Genomic DNA, 19603 nt, shown 5'->3' on the forward strand with positions numbered 1-19603 from the left:
AGTCAAAAGCAACATAAAATTACAGAAATTAAAACATCACATAATTAATTTGCTTTTTAATTTTCAATTTTTTATCCACAATGAAAATTTCTTTCCCTTTATTTTTTTGAAAATATCGATAACTACTGTTTAACGGCAAATAAATTCCATTTGAAAGTTTTATAATTTTTCCTGAAATAATATTTCCGCTGTAAATTTTATTTTTTGAAAAAATTTTCACAACATTATTTTTTAAATCAATATATTCGCCCTTTTGAGATTTCAAATTTCCATTTTCTTCTTCAAAATTATTTCTATTTTTTTCATAATAAAGCATAAGACTGCTATTTTCCTTGACTAACAAATTTTCAACTCTATAATTTCCTTCTATTTTATTTCTTGAATCAATAATTTTCCCGTTTTTATCAACCGACCATTTAAAATGATAATTTTCATTCAAAATTTCAATAGTTGAATTTTTTAATAAATCCATATCATCTATATCATCGCTTTCCAAAATTAAAAAACTCTGATTTTTTTCTAAAAGTTTTTTTGTATAATTTTGAAAAGTAAGATTCGCTAAACTCAACAAAATTATTCCAACTATTATTTTATTCCATTTTATATGCAAATAAAAAGCTCCAATATAAAATTTTTTCGTCATTTGTACAAAAAACAAACTTGCCCATCTTATAAAAACCAAACTTATCCAAACTATGACAAATGTTATCCAGCTCACAAAAATCAATAAATAAATGTGATAATTCAAAACTTTAATTTGCCAAGCGATATTTAAAGAAGTCAATATCAACATTGCATAAACTGTGATTTCAAAAAAGAATTGGGAAAAATCCATTATTTTAATTTGATTATTTTTTATTTCCAAATATTTTTTTCGCTTGTAATAAAGTTTTTTTAAATTTTTTTTAGTCTTATTTTCTTCACAAACTTTTCTTAATTTCCTTATTTCATTTTCCATTTTTTTTAATATTGTAAATTTAAACTTCTTTAAACGAATATCATTTTTCAGATACTTATTTTCATTTTGCATAAGCTTTACTTTTGTGGAAATGAGATAAGAAATAATAGTTTTATACAAAACTTGTAAAACTTTTATAATTTCTTGCATTTTTCCCTCCTTTTTTGTTTCTAAATTTTTCATTTTTTACAATTTTTTATATTATCTGAACCTCCCACGACTGAAGTCGCAGGGTTCTAAAATCTTTAAAATCATTTAGAAATTTTCTAAAAAATTTGATAGCTTTACACTACCCTTATTCTTTTAGGTATGTTCAGCTCACCTCTATTGTATAGGACACTTAAGTCCACAATTTTACTTTTTCTTAAAATATTTAATGCTCCATTACAATCTGCATTTATGAGTTTACCTTTTCTTGTTTTATATAGTCCTCTTTTTATTCTTTTTCCACTAAATATATAATTAGTTTTATCATTTTCTTTATCATATACTGGGATATCATCTCCATCAAAGAAACTTGCTTTTGATGTATAACTTTCTTCTTTAAAGTTTATCAAAAAGACTGTCTCAAGTCTAGTCTAAATACTAAAATATTTTATTTAATTGTTTTATCAATTTAAAAATTAAGTATTTAGATAAATGTAAAAATTAATGTTTATATTTTAAGAAAATTATGATAAAATTTTATTATATTAATTTTGAAAAGAAGTGAGGAAAATATGTATAAAGTACTGATTGCAGACGATAATAAGCAAATCGTGTCAATACTTTCAGAATACTGCAAAAAAAATAATTTTACTGTAAGTGCTGTTTTTGACGGGGAAACAGCATTAAAAGAAATTGAAAAAAATAAATTTGATATAGTTTTGCTGGATGTGATGATGCCGAAAAAAGATGGATTTGATGTGTGCCGTGAAACGAGAAAATTTTCAAATGTTCCAATTATAATGATTACAGCACGTGGCGAAGATTATGAAAAAATAATGGGGCTTGAAATTGGGGCAGATGACTATATTGTAAAACCATTCTCGCCAGGAGAAATAATTGCCAGAATAAATGCAATTTTACGTAGAATAATGCCTAAAAATGATGAAAGTGAAAAAATCTTTACTTTTGATAATCTTGAAATTGATTTAAACAATTTTACGGTAAAGGTAAATGATGAGATAATTTCACTGACTAAAAAGGAAATTGAAATTTTATGGACTCTTGCAACAAATCAGAATAAAGTTTTTACAAGAGAGAATTTGTTAGATCTAATTTGGGGATTTGATTATTTTGGAGAAAGCCGTACTGTTGATACACATATAAAAAGGCTTCGTGCAAAATTAGACAACTATGAGCATAAAAAATGGAATATTAAGACAATTTGGGGTGTTGGATATAAATTTGATATTTTAGAAAAATAATAATTAATTTGAAGACAAAAAAGAAAACAAAAGAAAGGATCAGATTTTTTTATGAGTAAAAGAATTAAAAAAATTTTATTTAACGGAGAAGAATATCCTCCAGAAACATTTCGATTAGGAATGATGCTGTGCATGGTTGGAGGGTTTATGGATGCATACACGTTCATTACACGTGGAAAAGTGCTTGCTAATGCACAAACTGGAAACATTGTCTACCTTGCAATAAATTTAGGAAAAAGAGAATGGGAAAAATCCTTTGATTACTTTATGCCAATTTTATTTTTTGCACTTGGAATATTATTTACTGAACTTATAAAAACGAAATTTGAAAAGCATAAGATTTTCAGATGGCAGCAAATCGTAATAATCTATCAGGTTATAGTAATGTTTTTTATTTCTTTCATTCCAAGCGGAAACTGGAATATCATCGTAAACATAATCATGTCCTTTATCGCCGCAATTCAATACCAAGGCTTCAGAAAAATTAGAGGTCTCGCAGGAGCCACTACAATGTGTACAGGAAATCTGCGAAGCGGAATGGACAATTTAGTTAAATACATCAAAACTAAAGACAAATCACATTTACAAAGTTTTTGGATATATTTAGGCTTAGACGGATTTTTCCTTATTGGATCATTACTTTGCGTAATTTTAGTAAATATTTATGGGATAATTTCTCTGTTAATTTGCTGTATTTTACTAATTTTTGTATTTATAATAATGTTTAAGGAAACTATTTAAGAAAGCTATTGAAAGGATATTTATGGATAAAAAAAAATTAAAAGAAGAGTGGCTGAAAGAAAAAAATGGCACATATACACGGCTGGGATTTTTCTCATATTTATGGACGTTATTCAGAAGAGGAAAATTTACTTTGGGATTTTAGAACAGTTATAAATAAGTATTTAAAAAATGATATGAAATTGCTAGATATGGAAACAGGTGGTGGAGAATTTTTACTTTCATTAAACTATCCAAAACATAATATATCAGCAACTGAAAGTTATCAGCCAAATGTTGAACTATATAAAAAAGTATTACTGCCACTAGGAATAAATTTTAAAAAAGCGGATGGAGATGAAAAACTCCCATTTGAAAATAAATATTTTGACATAATTACCAATCGTCATGGGCTTATAATGTTGCAAAATTAAAAAGAATTTTGAAAAAAGATGGAATTTTTATTACACAGCAAATAGGGGCAGAAAATGATAGGGAACGTGTTGAAATTTTACTACCTGAATATAAAGATTTACCATACTCTGAACATTATCTTAATATTAAACAGCAAGAAATTTCTGAACAAGGATTTGAAATATTAGAAAGTGGCGAAACATTTCAGCCAATAAAGTTTTCTGATACAGTAGCTCTTGTATGGTTTGCAAAAATTATTGAATGGGAATTTCCAAATTTTTCAGTCAAAAGCCATCTTGACAACTTGTATAAGATACAGGAAATAATTGAGGCAAATGGAGCAGTGGAAGGAAGAATTCATAGATTTTACATTGTAGGCAAAAAAATTTAAATTTTTAAAATATAAATTGAAAATAACAATAGGCTTATTTAATAACTTAATATTCTTTATCTTAACAAGGGGTCAAGACCCCTTGCGAAAAAATTTATAGCTAATCGTTTATTCTATTCAAACGAGAAATAATATAAATCTCCCTAATTTAGTTTCATTAATAATTTTCAAAAACAAATTTTTTAATTAAAAATCATTTCTCAAAACTTCCCCTTTTCTCAAATTACTTCTCATCTTCTGAATAACATCATCCATTTCATCCAGTTTTTTCAAAATTTTCTTTTCCTCCGCACTTGTCGTGATAATTTTACTAATTCCACCATTTTTTATTATAATTCGTTTATCTGCTATTAGTGCCAATGTTGGATCGTGTGTTGCCATTAATACGATTTTGTCAGATGAAACAAGTAATTCCAAAGCTTTTTTCCTGTCAATTCCTGCATTTTCAATTTCGTCAATTAGGACAATTGGAGATGAACTTAGAATGGCTGTGTCGGCAATCATCAAAGCACGGGATTGTCCACCACTTAGGGCTGTAATTGCAGTAGTTAAGTCAAATTGCTCTCCAGCCAGATTGTTTGCAGCGGTAATGATTTTTTCCACAGTTTCATCAATATCTTCAATCATTCGGCTTTGAGCGTGCAGTTCTAGAAATTCCTTTACCGATAAATCCATAACAAAATTCATATTTTGTGATAGTTGTGCGACTAATTTGTTGTTTGAGGAATAACGCCATTTTTTGTCTGGAAGTTCACCATTTATAAGGATTTGACGCTGTGTTGGAGTATCTTTCTGGGCAGTCCATTCGATGTCGGCAAGAAGTCTTGATTTTCCAGAGCCTGTAGGTCCTACAATGGAAATAATTTCTGATTTATGAATGTCGAGCCTTTCAAATCCCTCTTTATTTCCTGATTTATCCTGTCCAGCAAGGATTGTAAGCAGATCAATCGAATTTTCCTCTTCCATTCCCAAAAAAAGTTTCATCTGCTCAATGTAGTCAACAAGACTTTCCTCAATTTTTTCCACATCCAGTGCAAAGTCTTCGATTTTATCTTCTGCAAAAGTTACGATGAACTCGTGAAATGTCCTATCCTGAAAAGTTTCTACAGGTAAGTGGTTTTCAGTAAAAAAGTTTTCTGCAAAGGGATATTTATTGCTAAGTTCACTAATAGTCAATTTATTTATTAAATCGTTATTTTTCATGTTTTTTCCTTTTTTATTATTTTTATCTATTTTTTTTATTGCTGTAAATTCATTTTTCGGACATTACCCATCTGGTATTTTTCACCGATTCTCTTTTCTCCCAAGCAGTAAGAGCAAAGTGCCGATGGCATAGGAAATCTAAGTTCCATTCCCTGAACGCTGTCTATTTCCAATTCTTTTTCGTAAAGAAGTGTACTTAATTCGTACGCTCCTTGTCCAGTAAGCCCGTTAACGTGCATTGTTACAGCTTTTGGGTTTACGGAGTTCACACGTGAGGCAAAAACTTCACGTTCAGCTTGTGAAACAATGTCTCCTTTGGTAATAATAACAATATCAGCAGCTTTTAATAATGGTCCAATCTTTTTAGGCGTATTAATTCCTGATAAATTGTCAATTACACAGACTCCCTTGATGTCCTTGATATATGGCGAACATCTGTTGCAAAGTCCTGCCGATTCTGTAATTAATATTGAAAGCCCAAGGCTGTTTCCCCATTGCACAACTTCCTCGATATTTGATACGAAGAAATGGTCTGGACATAAAGCACCTGAAATTCCTTTTTTTACTGGAATTCCTGCTTTTGCATATAATTTGTCGTCATCTGTATAAAGACAGTCAAATTTTACTACTCCCACTGACATTCCTTGTGATTTTAAGGCTTCTACTGTTTTTAGAATAACGCTTGTTTTTCCTGATGATGGTGGGCCTGAAAATATTATCAAATTCATAATTTTTCTCCTTTTTTATTTAAAAATTATTCTGTAAAACTTTTTTGTACATCATTATTAAATTCTTCTTCACATTCACGAATAATTTTCCCAATATCATGGCTATAAATGAAATCCCAGCCAATCCATTTGAAATTCTGATGCTCTTCTAAATGGTTATCCACATTTGGATTTGTTGATGGGAATTTTCCGTTTGCAGAAAAAATTGTTCCAATTTCATTTGACATGAATAAGTCCATAAATGGCTTGATTTTATCTGCCTTAGATTTTTTTGTAATCATAAATATTGGGCTTAGCAAAGCTCCATCTTTTGGCCATACAGCCTCCAAATCTCCTGATCCGTCAATCATTTGTGAAAAGAAGTATGGAATAATGCTGACAGCAGGGGCTTCTGGTGTTCTAGTTCTGGCTTTTACCATTTGAGCAGGGTGCAAGCTCTTTTTGTATGAACGTGCCAATTTATGTATCCCATCCATTCCGAAATCTTTGTAAAGATTTGCAAGAAGAGCATTAAACAAGTCTAAATCAGCCATTGGCAATGCAACTGAGTCTTCAAATTCGTCATTTAACAAGTCTGCCCAAGTTTCTGGTGCTTTTCTATCTCCTAAAGAAGTCTTGTTTATCAAAAATATTGCTGGCACAACTCCCATTATTGCGTAACGCTTTTTAGGATCCCGCAAATCAATAGTTTCATTGCAAAAATCTTTATTCATGCTTTCAAGGTGTGTTTCAAAAATACCATTTTCCATGTACTGTCCCATCAAATTTTTATCAAAAAACAGCTCAAATCCAGCTGAAAGCAATATATCCGAAACTTTGTCAGGATTACCTGTCTTAACTTTTTCTACAACCCAGTCAAGCCCTAAATTTGCGGATTTCAAGGTATATGAAATAGTATAATCATTTTTCTCATTCTGTTCGTTTACCCAGTCTTTTATACCTTCTAAAAGTGGTATTCTGATAGGGCAAGGCAGCACTCCTTCGATTATTAAGTCACTATTCTCATCAGCTTTGCTTTCATCTAGCGAAACATCAATATCCGCATCTTTTTTTAAAAATGTTTCCAGCTTTTCAACAAACAGTTTCTGATTAATTTTTTTTGACATAAGTGCCATTCTTAACTTAATATTTTTCCCCATAACCTCAAGCATCTGTTTATTTTTAAGCTGCTCAAACCCATTAGCAATAAAAAAATCCAAAGCCTCAGGATATTTTTTTATAATCTCATAAAGCGTATCATCTAAATTAAACATACTACATTCTCCTAAATTTCTCTATTTTTTATTTTAATTTTAAAACAATTTTATTATAAGTGAATTATAACATAAAATAACAAAAAAAAGTGTAATATATATTACACAAATCTAAGAAAAATTTGGTAAAATGTCGCAATTAATATTGCAATTTATGTAATACTTAAATTTCATTTATACTATTTCCTATTAAAATAACAGATCTATTATAAATCGAAATCTCGACCTTTTTTTAAATAGTATCTAGTAAATAATCAAAAAATTATCATAATATAGTGAAACCTATTTAAAATTAAACTATTGAAAATTATATAAGTTTAAGGTTTGAACAAAATAATTATAATTTTTGAGTTCAGTTTTAAAGTAGTTTACTATAAATAAAAAAAACTCCGCTAAGGAGAATATGACATGACAAAAATAAATTCAACAAATAAAAAAATGGCGTCCCCGGTTGGACTTGAACCAACGGCCCTCTGATTAACAGTCAGATGCTCTAACCAGCTGAGCTACGGAGACACACATATTCAAAAAAGTTTGGCAACCGCCTATCTTCCCAGGACAAGTCCAAGTATTTTAGGCGCTAACAGACTTAACTGCCGGGTTCGAAATGTTACCGGGTGTATCCCTGTCGCTATCATCACCAAACTGGATATATATGCTGCCTATCAAGACAATGAGAAATAAATAGCAGAAGTAAAAGATCACCTTAAAAGCAGACGTAATATTAGTACTGGTCAGCTGAATGCATTGCTGCACTTGCACCCCCAGCCTATCAACCATATGTTCTCTATGGATACTGCGAATACTCATCTCAAAGCTGGCTTCCCGCTTAGATGCTTTCAGCGGTTATCCGTGCCAGACGTGACTACTCAGCCGTGCCACTGGCGTGACAGCTGATGCATCAGAGGTCTGTCCAACCCGGTCCTCTCGTACTAAGGTCAGATCTTTTCAGTATTCAGGCGCCTGCAGTGGATAGGGACCGAACTGTCTCACGACGTTCTGAACCCAGCTCGCGTGCCTCTTTAATGGGCGAACAGCCCAACCCTTGGGACCTTCTCCAGCCCCAGGATGAGACGAGCCGACATCGAGGTGCCAAACACTTCCGTCGATATGGACTCTTGGGAAGTATCAGCCTGTTATCCCCGGGGTAGCTTTTATCCGTTGAGCGACGGTCCTTCCATGCGGAACCGCCGGATCACTAACTCCTACTTTCGTACCTGCTCGACCCGTCAGTCTTGCAGTCAAGCTCCCTTATGCGTTTGCACTCTCAGGCTGATTTCCATCCAGCCTGAGGGAACCTTTGAGCGCCTCCGTTACTCTTTGGGAGGCGACCGCCCCAGTCAAACTGCCCGCCTAGCACTGTCTCCGTTGCCAGATTAGAATTCCGGCAGCATATGGTTGGTATTCCAACAGCGACTCCGCAATGGCTGACGCCACTGCATCACAGTCTCCCAACTATCCTATACACACACTGCCAGAACCCAATGCCAGGCTGCAGTAAAGCTCCACGGGTCTTTCCGTCCTACTGCAGGTAGCCGGTATCTTCACCGGCATTACAACTTCACCAGGTCTCCAGCCAAGACAGCTCTCAAATCATTTCACCATTCGTGCAGGTCGGAACTTACCCGACAAGGAATTTCGCTACCTTAGGACCGTTATAGTTACGGCCGCCGTTCACCGGGGCTTCAAATCGGAGCTCTCACCCCTCCTCTTAACCTTCCGGCACTGGGCAGGTGTCAGCCCATATACGTCGCCTTTCAGCTTAGCATAGACCTGTGTTTTTGGTAAACAGTTGCTTGAGACTCTTCACTGCGGTATGTTTCCTGGGAGCGTCTCTCTCTTCAGGTATGTCAGGCACCCCTTCTCCCGAAGTTACGGGGCTATTTTGCAGAGTTCCTTAGCTAGAGTTATCCTGTCGGACTTAAGTTTCTCACTCTGTCCACCTGTGTCGGTTTACAGTACGGGCGCTGCTTCTCATCGATAGAAGTTTTTCCTGGCAGTGTAGGATCTGCGACTTATGCAAATGCACTTCCCCGTCAGGTCTCACGTCTAGGCGCGCGGATTTTCCTGCGCGCCCACGCTAATTTTAGAAAGGCTAAACCGTCAGCCTTCTCATACCTTCCTGCGTCACTCCGTCTCTCAAGCGATAACAGCGGTACAGGAATATTAACCTGTTTTCCATTCGCCGTCACAATTTTGCTTATGCTTAGGTCCCGACTTCCCCAGGGCGGACAAGCCTTCCCCTGGAAACCTTGGACTTCCGGCCGGCGGGATTCTCGCCCGCCTTCTCGCTACTCATTCCTGCATTCTCGCTTCTGATACCTCCAGGATGGCCTTGCGGCATCCCTTCGACGGCCTACAGAACGCTCTCCTACCAAGATACAAGGTACCTTCCGCAGCTTCGGTTTATGTCTTAGCCCCGTTACATCTTCGGCGCAGGCACTCTCGACCAGTGAGCTATTACGCACTCTTTCAAGGCATGGCTGCTTCTAAGCCAACCTCCTGGTTGTCTATGAATGTCCACCTCCTTTCCCACTTAGACATAATTAGGGACCTTAGCTGGCGGTCTGGGCTGTTCCCCTCTCGTCCGAGGACCTTGTCATCCACGGACTCACTCCTGAACATAATATATGGTATTCGAAGTTTGCTTGATTTCGGTAAGCAGTACGCCCCCTAGATCATACAGAGCTCTACCCCCACATATCTCAGTTCAAGGCTGCACCTAAATGCATTTCGGAGAGAACGAGCTATCTCCTAGTTCGATTGGCTTTTCACCCCTAGACCTGCCTCATCTCCCAACTTTTCAACGGCGGTGAGTTCGTCCCTCCACTGAGTCTTACCTCAGCTTCAGCCTGGACATATAGATCACTAGGTTTCGCGTCTATACTGGCGACTTGTCGCCCTGTTAAGACTTGGTTTCCCTTCGGCTCCGTCTATTAACCTTGCCACCAGCCATAACTCGCAGGATGATTAACCAAAATCCACGCAGTCACCCGGAACGGGCTCCTACCGTTTGTAGGCACACGGTTTCAAATTCTGTTTCACTCCCTTGCTCAGGGTTCTTTTCACCTTTCCCTCACGGTACTCTTCACTATCGGTCAACAGCAGTATTTAGCCTTGCGTGATTTGGTCCACGCTGATTCACGCCAGATTCCTCGTGCCTGACGCTACTCGGGTGCTTCCAGTCTCCACATACGCTTTATGTTCTACAGGACTTTCACCTTCTTCGGTCCAGCTTCCCAGCTGGTTCCACTTACACATATGCAGATTAAACATTATGACAATCCGTTAATGGAAGTCCCGCAACCCCGTGCCAGCAACGCTGTCCGCTTGGCACTGGCACGGTTTAGGCTTTTCCCCGTTCGCTCGCCGCTACTCAGGGAATCGTTTTTACTTTCCTTTCCTCCTGCTACTTAGATGTTTCAGTTCGCAGGCTTGCCGTTTCACGCATGCCCTCCAGGCATGCAGGTTTGCCCATTCGGAAATCCGGGGATCAGCGATTATGTGCATCTCCTCCCGGCTTATCGCAGCTTATCACGTCCTTCGTCGGCTGCTGTTGCCTAGGCATCCTCCGTGTGCCCTTTCTAGCTTTTTTATCCAGAATAACTTTTTTTACTCCAGTTCAGTTATAATCTTTTACCTACTATTCATTTCCCATTGTCCTGACAGATATAAAGATATGTAAAGAAGCAGTGCTTATTGCTCCTTAGAAAGGAGGTGATCCATCCGCACCTTCCGGTACGGATACCTTGTTACGACTTCACCCCAATCACTATCCACACCTTAGATGCTTTCCCCCTTGCGGTTGGACCGGCAGCTTCAGGTGCAGACAACTCTCGTGGTGTGACGGGCGGTGTGTACAAGACCCGAGAACGTATTCACCGCAGCATTGCTGATCTGCGATTACTAGCGATTCCAGCTTCATGAAGCCGAGTTGCAGGCTTCAATCCGAACTTGGACCGGCTTTGAAGGTTGGCTTGGCGTTGCCGCCTTGCAGCTCTCTGTGCTTACCATTGTAGCACGTGTAGCCCAGATCATAAGGGGCATGATGACTTGACGTCATCCCGCCTTCCTCCTGCTCTTCGCAGGCAGTCTCGCCAGAGTCCCCAACCTAATGATGGCAACTGGCAATAGGGGTTGCGCTCGTTGCGGGACTTAACCCAACATCTCACGACACGAGCTGTCGACAGCCATGCACCACCTGTCTCTGCGTTCCCGGAGGCACAGCCTGCTCTCGCAGTCCTTCGCAGGATGTCAAGATCTGGTAAGGTTCCTCGCGTTGCGTCGAATTAAACCACATGCTCCACCGCTTGTGCGGGTCCCCGTCAATTCCTTTGAGTTTCAGCCTTGCGGCCGTACTCCCCAGGCGGATTACTTATCGCATTTGCTTCGGCACGGACACTCTTCATGCCCACACCCAGTAATCATCGTTTACAGCTAGGACTACCAGGGTATCTAATCCTGTTTGCTCCCCTAGCTTTCGCACTTCAGCGTCAGTTACCGTCCAGTGAACTATCTTCATCATCGGCATTCCTGCACATATCTACGAATTTCACCTCTACTCGTGCAGTTCCGTCCACCTCTCCAGTACTCTAGCCGCATAGTTTCCAGGGCAGGCTTGCGGTTGAGCCGCAAGTTTTCACCCCAGACTTATCCGTCCGCCTAGATGCCCTTTATGCCCAATAATTCCGGATAACGCTCGCGACATACGTATTACCGCGGCTGCTGGCACGTATTTAGCCGTCGCTTCTTCTGCAGGTACCGTCATTTTTTTCTTCCCTGCTGAAAGCACTTTACAATCCGAAGACCTTCATCGTGCACACAGAATTGCTGGATCAGGGTTGCCCCCATTGTCCAATATTCCCCACTGCTGCCTCCCGTAGGAGTAAGGGCGGTATCTCAGTCCCCTTGTGGCTGTCCACCCTCTCAGTAGGCTACCTATCATCGCCTTGTGGTGTTACCCCACCAACAAGCTAATAGGACGCAAGGCTCTCCTGCAGCATTCTTTTCATCAGGCTGGACATGAGTCCGCCTGACTTTATCAGGTTTTATCAGTCGTTTCCGTCTGTTATCCCTGACTGCAGGGCAAGTCCCTTACGCGTTACTCACCCGTCCGCCTTGGCTAGGCTGTGCAAGCACAGCTTCGCCAAAGACTTGCATGTGTTAAGCATTCTGTCAGCGTTCATCCTGAGCCAGGATCAAACTCTTCATTCAATATATTCTTATATATTTAAATTTCACCTAATTAGTCTTGACGCCATCTTTTTCAAGATGCTTGACTTGTTGATTATACACTTAATTGCTTCTTTACATTATTAATATCTCTATTGTCCATGATACATTTTCGTATCGACAAGATATATATTATCATAAAAGGGATTATTTGTCAACTACTTTTTTGAAATTTTTTTGATTTTTTCAAAATTTTTCAACTTTCTATACTTAAATTCTCATTTCACTATTCTACTTTCATCCGATATTAAAAAAGTTTTAACATATTTCTTAATGTTTTTAATTTTCTAAATAATCATTTATTATTTGAATACTTTTCATATAATTTTCTGTAAGACTTTTATTTGACTTATGTGGTAATTCAATATATTTTTGATTATTTTTTTTTAATAAATTTTGTAATATTTTATCGTACTCAAAATCTTGAAGACTACTTGAATTAGCTTTATCAGATATATTCCTTATATATAATAATACATCAAAATTTGTATGTCTTACAAAATCCTCCACTACTGGATGTTTTTTTCCTGTTTCAAGAATTGAAAAGGATTGCAAAGAATAAAAATCTGTATCAATGAAACTTAATTTTTCTGCATTTTTTATAGAATCCATTATTCTTCTATTATGTTCATAGGCTATATTGCTGTAGTCATCATATTGAAGATTATCTACATTATTTTGGAGTTCATCTTTTACATATTCTTTTTTATATTCTTTTACATAAGTTGTATTGTAATAATTTGCTAATTTATGGGTTAAATTAGTTTTTCCTGAATGTTGTGAACCTATTATTGCCACTTTCAAGACAAAAAACTCTCTTACGTATTTTGGAATAAAAAACCAGTTTTTATAAGGATTTTTTCTTATTTCTGTTGCACTTATATGAAAATTATTTCTATTTGTATCTATCATTTGGATTTTTAAATTTTTATTGAATGTGCTTTCAAAATTTGGTAATGTTAAAAAATTGTTTTTGTAATTTTCTACATCTTGAGTTTCATTTGTAAAAATTACATCTACTTTTATATTATTTTTCAAAAGTGTCTCCTGTACTCTTTCACTCCATAATTTCCAGCCATTTGGATAAAATGGGATTCCATCTTCTGCCAAATGTATGATTTTTATATTTTTCTGATGCTTAAAGGTTTTTTCAACAAATCTAAGCCGATCCTTTATAGTCGGAATTTTTTTCATCCTAGATTCTTCAAAAAGTTCTTTATCTCTATCGACATCACTACAGACAACAACGTATAAATTTTCTACAAAACCGCTTGCCTGCTGTATAAAATCAACGTGTCCGATATGAAGTGGATAAAATTTTCCAAATATTATTCCATTTTTTAACATCTAACTTTCTCCTTTTTCTGTTTTTTATTTAACCATTTTTAAGATTATAAAATTCCAATAAACACAGCATTTTTAGATTTGTTATTTTTCTCTGCTTCCTGGTTATAAATCTTGTTATTATTTATCTCTATTATTTTTATTCTTAGTCTGTCTACAATTTTTTCAAGTTATAATTTTTTATTATTTGATAAAATAAGCATTCTGCTTAATTTAATTTTCAGTAATTTGACTTTGAACAGTTTCAAATAAATTGTCTGTTTTTTTATCAAATTTTACATTTGAAATTTGTGTAAAACGTTTGCTTATTTTATTTGAAGTTGTTGTAATGTCTTTTACATCTTTGGAAACTTTTTCAATATCCTTTTGAAGACTGTTCCAACGAGTTTGGTATCTTCCAAATTCAATATTTAATTTTTCAAGTTCCTGCTGAATAACGCTAGCATATTTATCACGTTCCATATTTGTCATTATAACTTGAATTACGGTTAATACTGATATTAATGTTGTAGGTGAAGCTATTCTTACATTTTTCTTGTTGGCATATTCTATTATGTCAGTATGATAGGCATTTATTTCAGCAAAAATTGCTTCGGCAGGTAAAAATAGCACTGCCTGTTCACTTGTTTCATTTTTTATTATATATTTTGAAGAAATTGCATCTATATGTTTCTTCAGGTCATTTACAAAATCTTTTCTCGCGTTTTCCCGCTCAATTTGGTTCAATTCATTATTATACATTTTTCTATAATTTTCCAACGGAAATTTTGAATCGACTGCGATATTTCCCAATGGTTCGGGTGTAAAAATAATTGAGTCAACTATTGTGCCGTTTGAAAGTTTATATTGCTTCTGGTAAAGTTTGTCGTTTTTTTCTCCAAAAACTGATGCCAAAATTTGATAAAGCTGAACCTCGCCAAATATTCCACGGCTTTTCTTATCAGTAAGAACATCTTGAAGCGAAACGACATTACTTGATAACGCTTCAATTTTTTTTTGTGCCTCATCAATTTTACTAAGTCGTTCCAAAACATTTCCGAAAGTTTTTGTTGTTTCCTCAAAACCCTTAGACAAACGTTCTTCCACTTTCGTATTCATCAAATCAAGTCTATTTTCCACCTTCTGATTTAGTTTCTCAAAATTCTCATTTATATTTTGATTAAGCATATCCTTAAATTCATTTATATTTTTTGTCAGTTTGTTATTATTCTCAGTCATAACTCCAGTTAGCACCGTATTATTTTCATTCAATCCAGTTGATAGCTTTTGAATAGCATTATTCATGCTTTCAGTTAAACGTTGACTATTTTCAGTATGATTCTTAGACAAAAGCTGGTTATTTGTATTTATCGTTCCATTTATATTTTGCCCAAGCTCATTAAATCTTAAAAGCATTTTTTCATTATTTTCTGCCAAAAGAATTCCAATATTGCCTGTTCCTTCGAGCAAGCTATTTTTTGTACCTAAATTTATTGATTTTTCAATTTCATCAAATTTTCTCTTATTTTCTTCAAAATTTTGCCGATTATTTTCACTAATTTGATTTAATATTATCTTTTCCAAGTTCTCATTATTTTTTTTATTCAATAAAATAATTATAATAGATACTAAAATAGTATTTACAATTATCGCCAATATTGTCAACACCGTTTACATTCCCCTTTCCAACTAACTAATAAAACCTTTTTCAAATTTTTATTTTTCTAGAAAAATTTCCAAGTTCCGTCTTCATATCTAACTCTTTTTCCACTACTTTCAGAATCTTCCACTTCTGATATTTCTATTGCTTCTTCGGTTTGCTTTTCAATTTCTTGTTCCTCATTTTTAGAATCTATTTCCTCTTTTTCTATTATTTTTTTAGAATCTTTTACTTTAAAATTTTCATCCTTTTGCTTTGGCTCTTTTGAAATTTGAAAATCTATTGTCAATTCTTCTGGTTTTCTGGACTTTACAGACGTTCCTGAATTTTCAAGATGTTCTGTTTCTGAGAACGATGATTTTTGTTCTATATTTTCGATTTCACTTTTATTTCCATTCTCACCTTCTGGATTTTCAATTTTTTTCATTGCCAGTTTTTCTCTTATTTTTTCAAGAAGTTTTCTATCCTCTTCATTTAAATTATCAAAAATATTTTCATAATGTTCAATATTTTTAGTATCAAATTTTTTCATAAATTCTCTAATTGTTATACTTTCAGGGCTATAGGCAACTTGATATTGACTGTCTGAATTTTTATCATAGAAAACTTCATTAATAAATCCCATTTTTTCAAGGTCAGAAAGCACCTCTTTTACAAAAAATACTTCCATTCCAAGCCTGTCAGTTAATTTTTGATATGTAAATGCTTCTTTTTTTTCTACGAAATTCTTAATAATTAATGATAAAATTAGTATCCCTGCTTCTCTTTTTACTTTTATCGGCATTTCAATTTTTTCACTATACAAAAATTCATCTGAAGTTTGTATTGAAAAAGCTATTTGAGCTCCAAGCAAAATTGTTACCCAGACATATTGCACCCAAATTAAAAAGATTGGGATTAATGCAAGACTTCCGTAAATTATATTATATTTCGTAATTGAAGATTGTAACAGTAAAAATAGTAATTTCCATCCAAAAGTAAGTGCCGTTGTTACAATTCCAGCAAAAATAGCTGGCTTAATTTTTACATTTGTATTTGGAATAAGGTAAAATAAATAACTAAATAGGATAATATATGTTGCAGGTCCAAAAAATCCAATAAACAAATTTGTTAAAACAGCATTATTTGGAAAATTTTTCACTATTTCTTCAATCACAACTGAATTTAATGCAGATAATAAAACAAAAAATATTGGTCCTAAAAATATAATCGCAATGTAGTCTACCACTCTTCTTGTAAGTGATCTTTTTTTATTTATTTTCCATATTTTATTAAATGAATTTTCAAGCATTATTAGAACTTTAACAGCAGAGTAAATCAAAATTACAATTCCCGCTCCAGTTAATATACTACTTTCAGTTGATAAAAGTAACTTTTGAGCTATATCTACAATTAATTTTAAAAAACTGTTATTTCCAGGCCATAATTCAAAGAACTTCTGAATAAATATCTTATCTAAGCCAAATCCCTTTGTAATTCCCAACACAAGGGCAACTACAGGAAAAATTGCAAGAAGTGAATAATAGGTTAGAGAAATAGCAAGTATTTGTGTTTCTCCATCTCGATAATTTCTATAAATTAAATATATCATCTTTTTTATTTCATCAATCTTTTTTTTCAACCCTTCTCCTTTCTTTTCCCTCTTTCCTTTTAATTCTTTTTTTTCTTTCATAATTTTCTCCATTATTTAATTTAAAATTTATTTTTACCCAAAATTAAAATATTCTCTTTCTTCAAAAATTTCATTCATAATTTCATCATAATTTTCAATTTTTTCTTCTTCAGCCAATACATCCTCCAACTTAGGATTTGTAACTGGATGTTTTGGTGCAAAAATTACACAGGAATCCTCATATGGCTCAATAGATTTTTCATAAGTTTCTATTTCCTTCGCAATTTCTATTATTTCCGTTTTATCCATCCCAATAAGCGGTCTAAATACTGGTAATTTTTCTACCGAAGCATTTGTACAAGTAAGCCCTCCCATTGTTTGTGAAGCAACTTGTCCAAGACTTTCTCCTGTAACTAAAGCCTGATATCGCATAGTATTCGATATTCTTTCAGCTAGACGCATCATAGCACGTCTTGTTAAAATCGTAGCCAGGTCTTTTTTTGTCTGTGTATTTATTGCTTCCTGAATTTTTAATATATTTAATGAATAAAGTCTTGTTTTTCCGACATAAAGCGATAAAATATCTGTCAGTTCCTTTACCTTTTCAAGAGCCTGCTGACTTGTAAATGGGAAGCTATGGAATGTTACAAAATTTAACCGCATTCCTCTTTTTGCCATCATAAAAGAAGCAACAGGACTATCTATTCCTCCAGATAAAAGCACAAGCCCTTTTCCAGTTGATCCAAGTGGAAGTCCCCCATAAGTTTTTATTCTATCTGTATAAATATAAACATTTATTCTAATATCAACATTTATCATAACATCAGGATCATTCATCTTAACCTTTTCAAAGGGACTGTTTACAAGCACATAAGCTCCCAATTCACGTGCATAATCCATAGACTTCTTCTCAAATCCCTTATTGCTTCTATTAACTTTTATCTTAAACGTCCTAGCCCCTTGTTCATAAGCATAATTTGCAAACTTCAGCACCTTTTCCTTAATAAATTCATCGTTTCTCTCAACCTTAGCCGACTGATTAAGCCCCACAATTCCAAAAACCTTTTTTAATTTATCTGTTATTTCATCTAAATTCTCAGGATTTATAAAAACATACAATTTTGACAAATCATCAAACAATTGATATTCAAACCCCTTCAACACTTTATTAATTTTATTTCGTAATTTTTTTTCAAACTGCCCTCTATTTTTTCCCTTTAACGACAACTCCCCATAAGAAAGTCCCACTGCATTCAATAAATTTTTGTCAGTATAATTGTTCATTTTTTCCCTTTCCATATTTTATCTAAATTTATAATAAAACTATCTCATTTTCCTAATTCTTTCTACACTTTCCTTCAGCCTTTTTACAACTTCATCAATTTGCTCCACTGTATTTTCACTTGAAAAGCTAAATCTTATCGCCCCATCCAGTTCTGACTGATTAAGCCCCATAACTTCCAGTATTCTGCTATTCCCTTTTTTAGAAGAGCAAGCTGAACCTGTAGAAACATAAATCTGATACATTCCTAAAAAATGTGTCAGCACTTCACCTTTTGTCCCCTTAAAAGAAACATTCAAAACCTTTGGACTCGATTTTTCAGGATCAAGCGATGAATTAAGTTTAACATCTGTAATTTCTTCACAAATTTTATCAGCAAGCATTTTTTTTATATTTTGAGAATGCTTCATATCTTTTTTATCCTCTTTTGACAAAATTTCCACAGCCTTCGCAAATGCAAGAATCAATTCTGTCGGCATTGTTCTTTTTACAATCCCATTTTCCACATTTGAACCAAAAACTACATCAGCAATTTTAACACGTTTATTTACATAAATCGCCCCAATTCCCTTTGGTGCATGAATTTTATGACCGCTTACCGTTATCGCATCCACAGAAATTTTATCAAATTTTATATTTGTACACCCAAATCCTTGCACAAAATCAGTATGGAAATATGTATTCCTATTTTTATTCCAAATAATCTTAGAAATCTTCTCCAAATCCTGAATTGCTCCAATTTCACTATTTACAGCACCCACAGAAACCAAAATCGTATCTTCACGAATCAAATCTTCTAATTGCTTTAAATTTATATATCCATCCTTGTCAACATCCAGATAGTCAACTTCAAATCCAGCATTTTCATAATGCCTAAATACTTCATAGACAGATGGATGCTCAATCTTTGTCGTAATCATATGCTTTTTTATACGGGAATTCGCATTAACAATCCCTTGCAGCAAAAGATTATTTCCATCTCCGCCTCCTGCTGTAAAGTAAATTCTGTCAGCCTCCACTTTTAGATAATCAGCCACAATTTTTCTAGCCTTTTTTATTTTCAAAAAAATTTTATGAGAAAAATCATGAATCGCATCAGCATTCGCATAATTTTCCTCCATTGTCTGAACTAGCACATCTATAACTTCTTTATACGGCTTTGTGCTAGCAGAATTATCTAAATAAATCATTCTCCCTCCTTATCAATTTTTATTAATATAATCATTTGTAAAAATCTAAAACTCCAATTAACACAATATTCTATTATTTTCCAATAAAAGTCCTTAATTTTCTACTGTAATAAATACTAAATGCTGATTAATTTTTACAATCTTAACTTTTATGAATTTTTATTTTTTTATTTCATAAAAAATTATATTATTTCCTAATTCTATTCAATATTTGATTTACTTTTACAT

Annotated in this window: 13 protein-coding genes, 1 tRNA gene, 3 rRNA genes and 1 pseudogene; 4 read left to right on the forward strand and 14 right to left on the reverse strand. The window is 34.3% G+C overall.

Translation table 11 applies throughout. From position 1 onward, the window contains the following. Positions 1 to 28: 28 nt before the first annotated feature. Both FVE73_RS07905 and FVE73_RS07910 read right to left on the reverse strand, forming a co-directional pair. Positions 29 to 1108, reverse strand: a complete 1080-nt coding sequence (locus FVE73_RS07905; protein ID WP_232058501.1) for a hypothetical protein — start codon at positions 1106 to 1108, stop codon at positions 29 to 31. A 134-nt stretch (positions 1109 to 1242) separates the two neighbouring features. Next, a pseudogene (locus FVE73_RS07910) lies at positions 1243 to 1512 on the reverse strand (transposase); the annotation flags it as partial. Positions 1513 to 1677: 165 nt separating this feature from the next. Between FVE73_RS07910 and FVE73_RS07915 the strand changes: the two are divergent. From FVE73_RS07915 to FVE73_RS10960, 4 genes are all read left to right on the forward strand, one after another. After that, on the forward strand, positions 1678 to 2367 hold the full coding sequence (locus FVE73_RS07915) for a response regulator transcription factor (RefSeq protein ID WP_018498501.1): 690 nt from the start codon (positions 1678 to 1680) through the stop codon (positions 2365 to 2367). Between the two features lie 51 nt (positions 2368 to 2418). Further along, a complete protein-coding gene (locus tag FVE73_RS07920) occupies positions 2419 to 3108 on the forward strand; it encodes a YoaK family protein (protein ID WP_018498502.1) in 690 nt (229 codons plus the stop codon). 65 nt (positions 3109 to 3173) lie between these two features. Then, positions 3174 to 3521, forward strand: a complete 348-nt coding sequence (locus FVE73_RS10955; protein ID WP_232058502.1) for a class I SAM-dependent methyltransferase — start codon at positions 3174 to 3176, stop codon at positions 3519 to 3521. 8 nt (positions 3522 to 3529) lie between these two features. Further along, positions 3530 to 3892: a methyltransferase gene (locus FVE73_RS10960; protein WP_232058503.1), complete on the forward strand. Its 363-nt coding sequence runs from the start codon at positions 3530 to 3532 to the stop codon at positions 3890 to 3892. A 186-nt stretch (positions 3893 to 4078) separates the two neighbouring features. On the opposite strand, the gene FVE73_RS07930 is transcribed toward FVE73_RS10960, so the two are convergent. The 12 genes from FVE73_RS07930 to FVE73_RS07985 all read right to left on the reverse strand — a co-directional run bounded on the left by FVE73_RS07930 (position 4079) and on the right by FVE73_RS07985 (position 19375). Further along, entirely contained in the window at positions 4079 to 5095 is a 1017-nt protein-coding gene (locus FVE73_RS07930; RefSeq protein ID WP_018498503.1) for an ATP-binding cassette domain-containing protein, read from the reverse strand. 35 nt (positions 5096 to 5130) lie between these two features. Continuing rightward, positions 5131 to 5823, reverse strand: a complete 693-nt coding sequence (locus tag FVE73_RS07935; RefSeq protein WP_006805894.1) for a GTP-binding protein — start codon at positions 5821 to 5823, stop codon at positions 5131 to 5133. A gap of 26 nt (positions 5824 to 5849) precedes the next feature. Further along, positions 5850 to 7076 (reverse strand): ABC transporter substrate-binding protein, encoded by a 1227-nt coding sequence (locus FVE73_RS07940; protein WP_018498504.1) that lies wholly within the window; start codon positions 7074 to 7076, stop codon positions 5850 to 5852. A 439-nt stretch (positions 7077 to 7515) separates the two neighbouring features. After that, positions 7516 to 7592, reverse strand: a tRNA-Asn gene (locus FVE73_RS07945). A 16-nt stretch (positions 7593 to 7608) separates the two neighbouring features. Next, a 5S ribosomal RNA gene (gene rrf / locus FVE73_RS07950) occupies positions 7609 to 7721 on the reverse strand. A 61-nt stretch (positions 7722 to 7782) separates the two neighbouring features. Then, positions 7783 to 10671: ribosomal RNA gene (locus tag FVE73_RS07955) — 23S ribosomal RNA — on the reverse strand. Positions 10672 to 10786: 115 nt separating this feature from the next. Then, positions 10787 to 12290 (reverse strand): 16S ribosomal RNA (locus FVE73_RS07960). The 16S, 23S and 5S rRNA genes sit together here with 1 tRNA gene alongside, the layout of an rRNA operon. Positions 12291 to 12587: 297 nt before the next feature. Next, positions 12588 to 13655: a multifunctional transcriptional regulator/nicotinamide-nucleotide adenylyltransferase/ribosylnicotinamide kinase NadR gene (gene nadR, locus FVE73_RS07965; protein ID WP_018498540.1), complete on the reverse strand. Its 1068-nt coding sequence runs from the start codon at positions 13653 to 13655 to the stop codon at positions 12588 to 12590. Positions 13656 to 13865: 210 nt separating this feature from the next. Continuing rightward, complete coding sequence (locus tag FVE73_RS07970; RefSeq protein ID WP_018498541.1) at positions 13866 to 15299, reverse strand: DNA recombination protein RmuC; 1434 nt, start codon at positions 15297 to 15299, stop codon at positions 13866 to 13868. 56 nt (positions 15300 to 15355) lie between these two features. Continuing rightward, positions 15356 to 16963: a YihY/virulence factor BrkB family protein gene (locus FVE73_RS07975; RefSeq protein WP_018498542.1), complete on the reverse strand. Its 1608-nt coding sequence runs from the start codon at positions 16961 to 16963 to the stop codon at positions 15356 to 15358. A gap of 33 nt (positions 16964 to 16996) precedes the next feature. Then, on the reverse strand, positions 16997 to 18187 hold the full coding sequence (gene thiI / locus FVE73_RS07980; RefSeq protein WP_026239045.1) for a tRNA uracil 4-sulfurtransferase ThiI: 1191 nt from the start codon (positions 18185 to 18187) through the stop codon (positions 16997 to 16999). A gap of 39 nt (positions 18188 to 18226) precedes the next feature. Further along, positions 18227 to 19375: a cysteine desulfurase family protein gene (locus FVE73_RS07985; protein WP_018498544.1), complete on the reverse strand. Its 1149-nt coding sequence runs from the start codon at positions 19373 to 19375 to the stop codon at positions 18227 to 18229. Positions 19376 to 19603 lie beyond the last annotated feature (228 nt).

This window comes from Leptotrichia wadei, from assembly GCF_007990545.2.
GTDB classification, from domain to species: domain Bacteria; phylum Fusobacteriota; class Fusobacteriia; order Fusobacteriales; family Leptotrichiaceae; genus Leptotrichia; species Leptotrichia wadei.

Coding starts and splice junctions, on each gene's coding strand:
- FVE73_RS07905 (WP_232058501.1), bottom strand. CDS start 1,108: ATGCAAGAAATTATAAAAGTTTTACAAGTTTTGTATAAAACTATTATT.
- FVE73_RS07915 (WP_018498501.1), top strand. CDS start 1,678: ATGTATAAAGTACTGATTGCAGACGATAATAAGCAAATCGTGTCAATA.
- FVE73_RS07920 (WP_018498502.1), top strand. CDS start 2,419: ATGAGTAAAAGAATTAAAAAAATTTTATTTAACGGAGAAGAATATCCT.
- FVE73_RS10955 (WP_232058502.1), top strand. CDS start 3,174: ATGGCACATATACACGGCTGGGATTTTTCTCATATTTATGGACGTTAT.
- FVE73_RS07930 (WP_018498503.1), bottom strand. CDS start 5,095: ATGAAAAATAACGATTTAATAAATAAATTGACTATTAGTGAACTTAGC.
- FVE73_RS07935 (WP_006805894.1), bottom strand. CDS start 5,823: ATGAATTTGATAATATTTTCAGGCCCACCATCATCAGGAAAAACAAGC.
- FVE73_RS07940 (WP_018498504.1), bottom strand. CDS start 7,076: ATGTTTAATTTAGATGATACGCTTTATGAGATTATAAAAAAATATCCT.
- nadR (WP_018498540.1), bottom strand. CDS start 13,655: ATGTTAAAAAATGGAATAATATTTGGAAAATTTTATCCACTTCATATC.
- FVE73_RS07975 (WP_018498542.1), bottom strand. CDS start 16,963: ATGAAAGAAAAAAAAGAATTAAAAGGAAAGAGGGAAAAGAAAGGAGAA.
- thiI (WP_026239045.1), bottom strand. CDS start 18,187: ATGAACAATTATACTGACAAAAATTTATTGAATGCAGTGGGACTTTCT.
- FVE73_RS07985 (WP_018498544.1), bottom strand. CDS start 19,375: ATGATTTATTTAGATAATTCTGCTAGCACAAAGCCGTATAAAGAAGTT.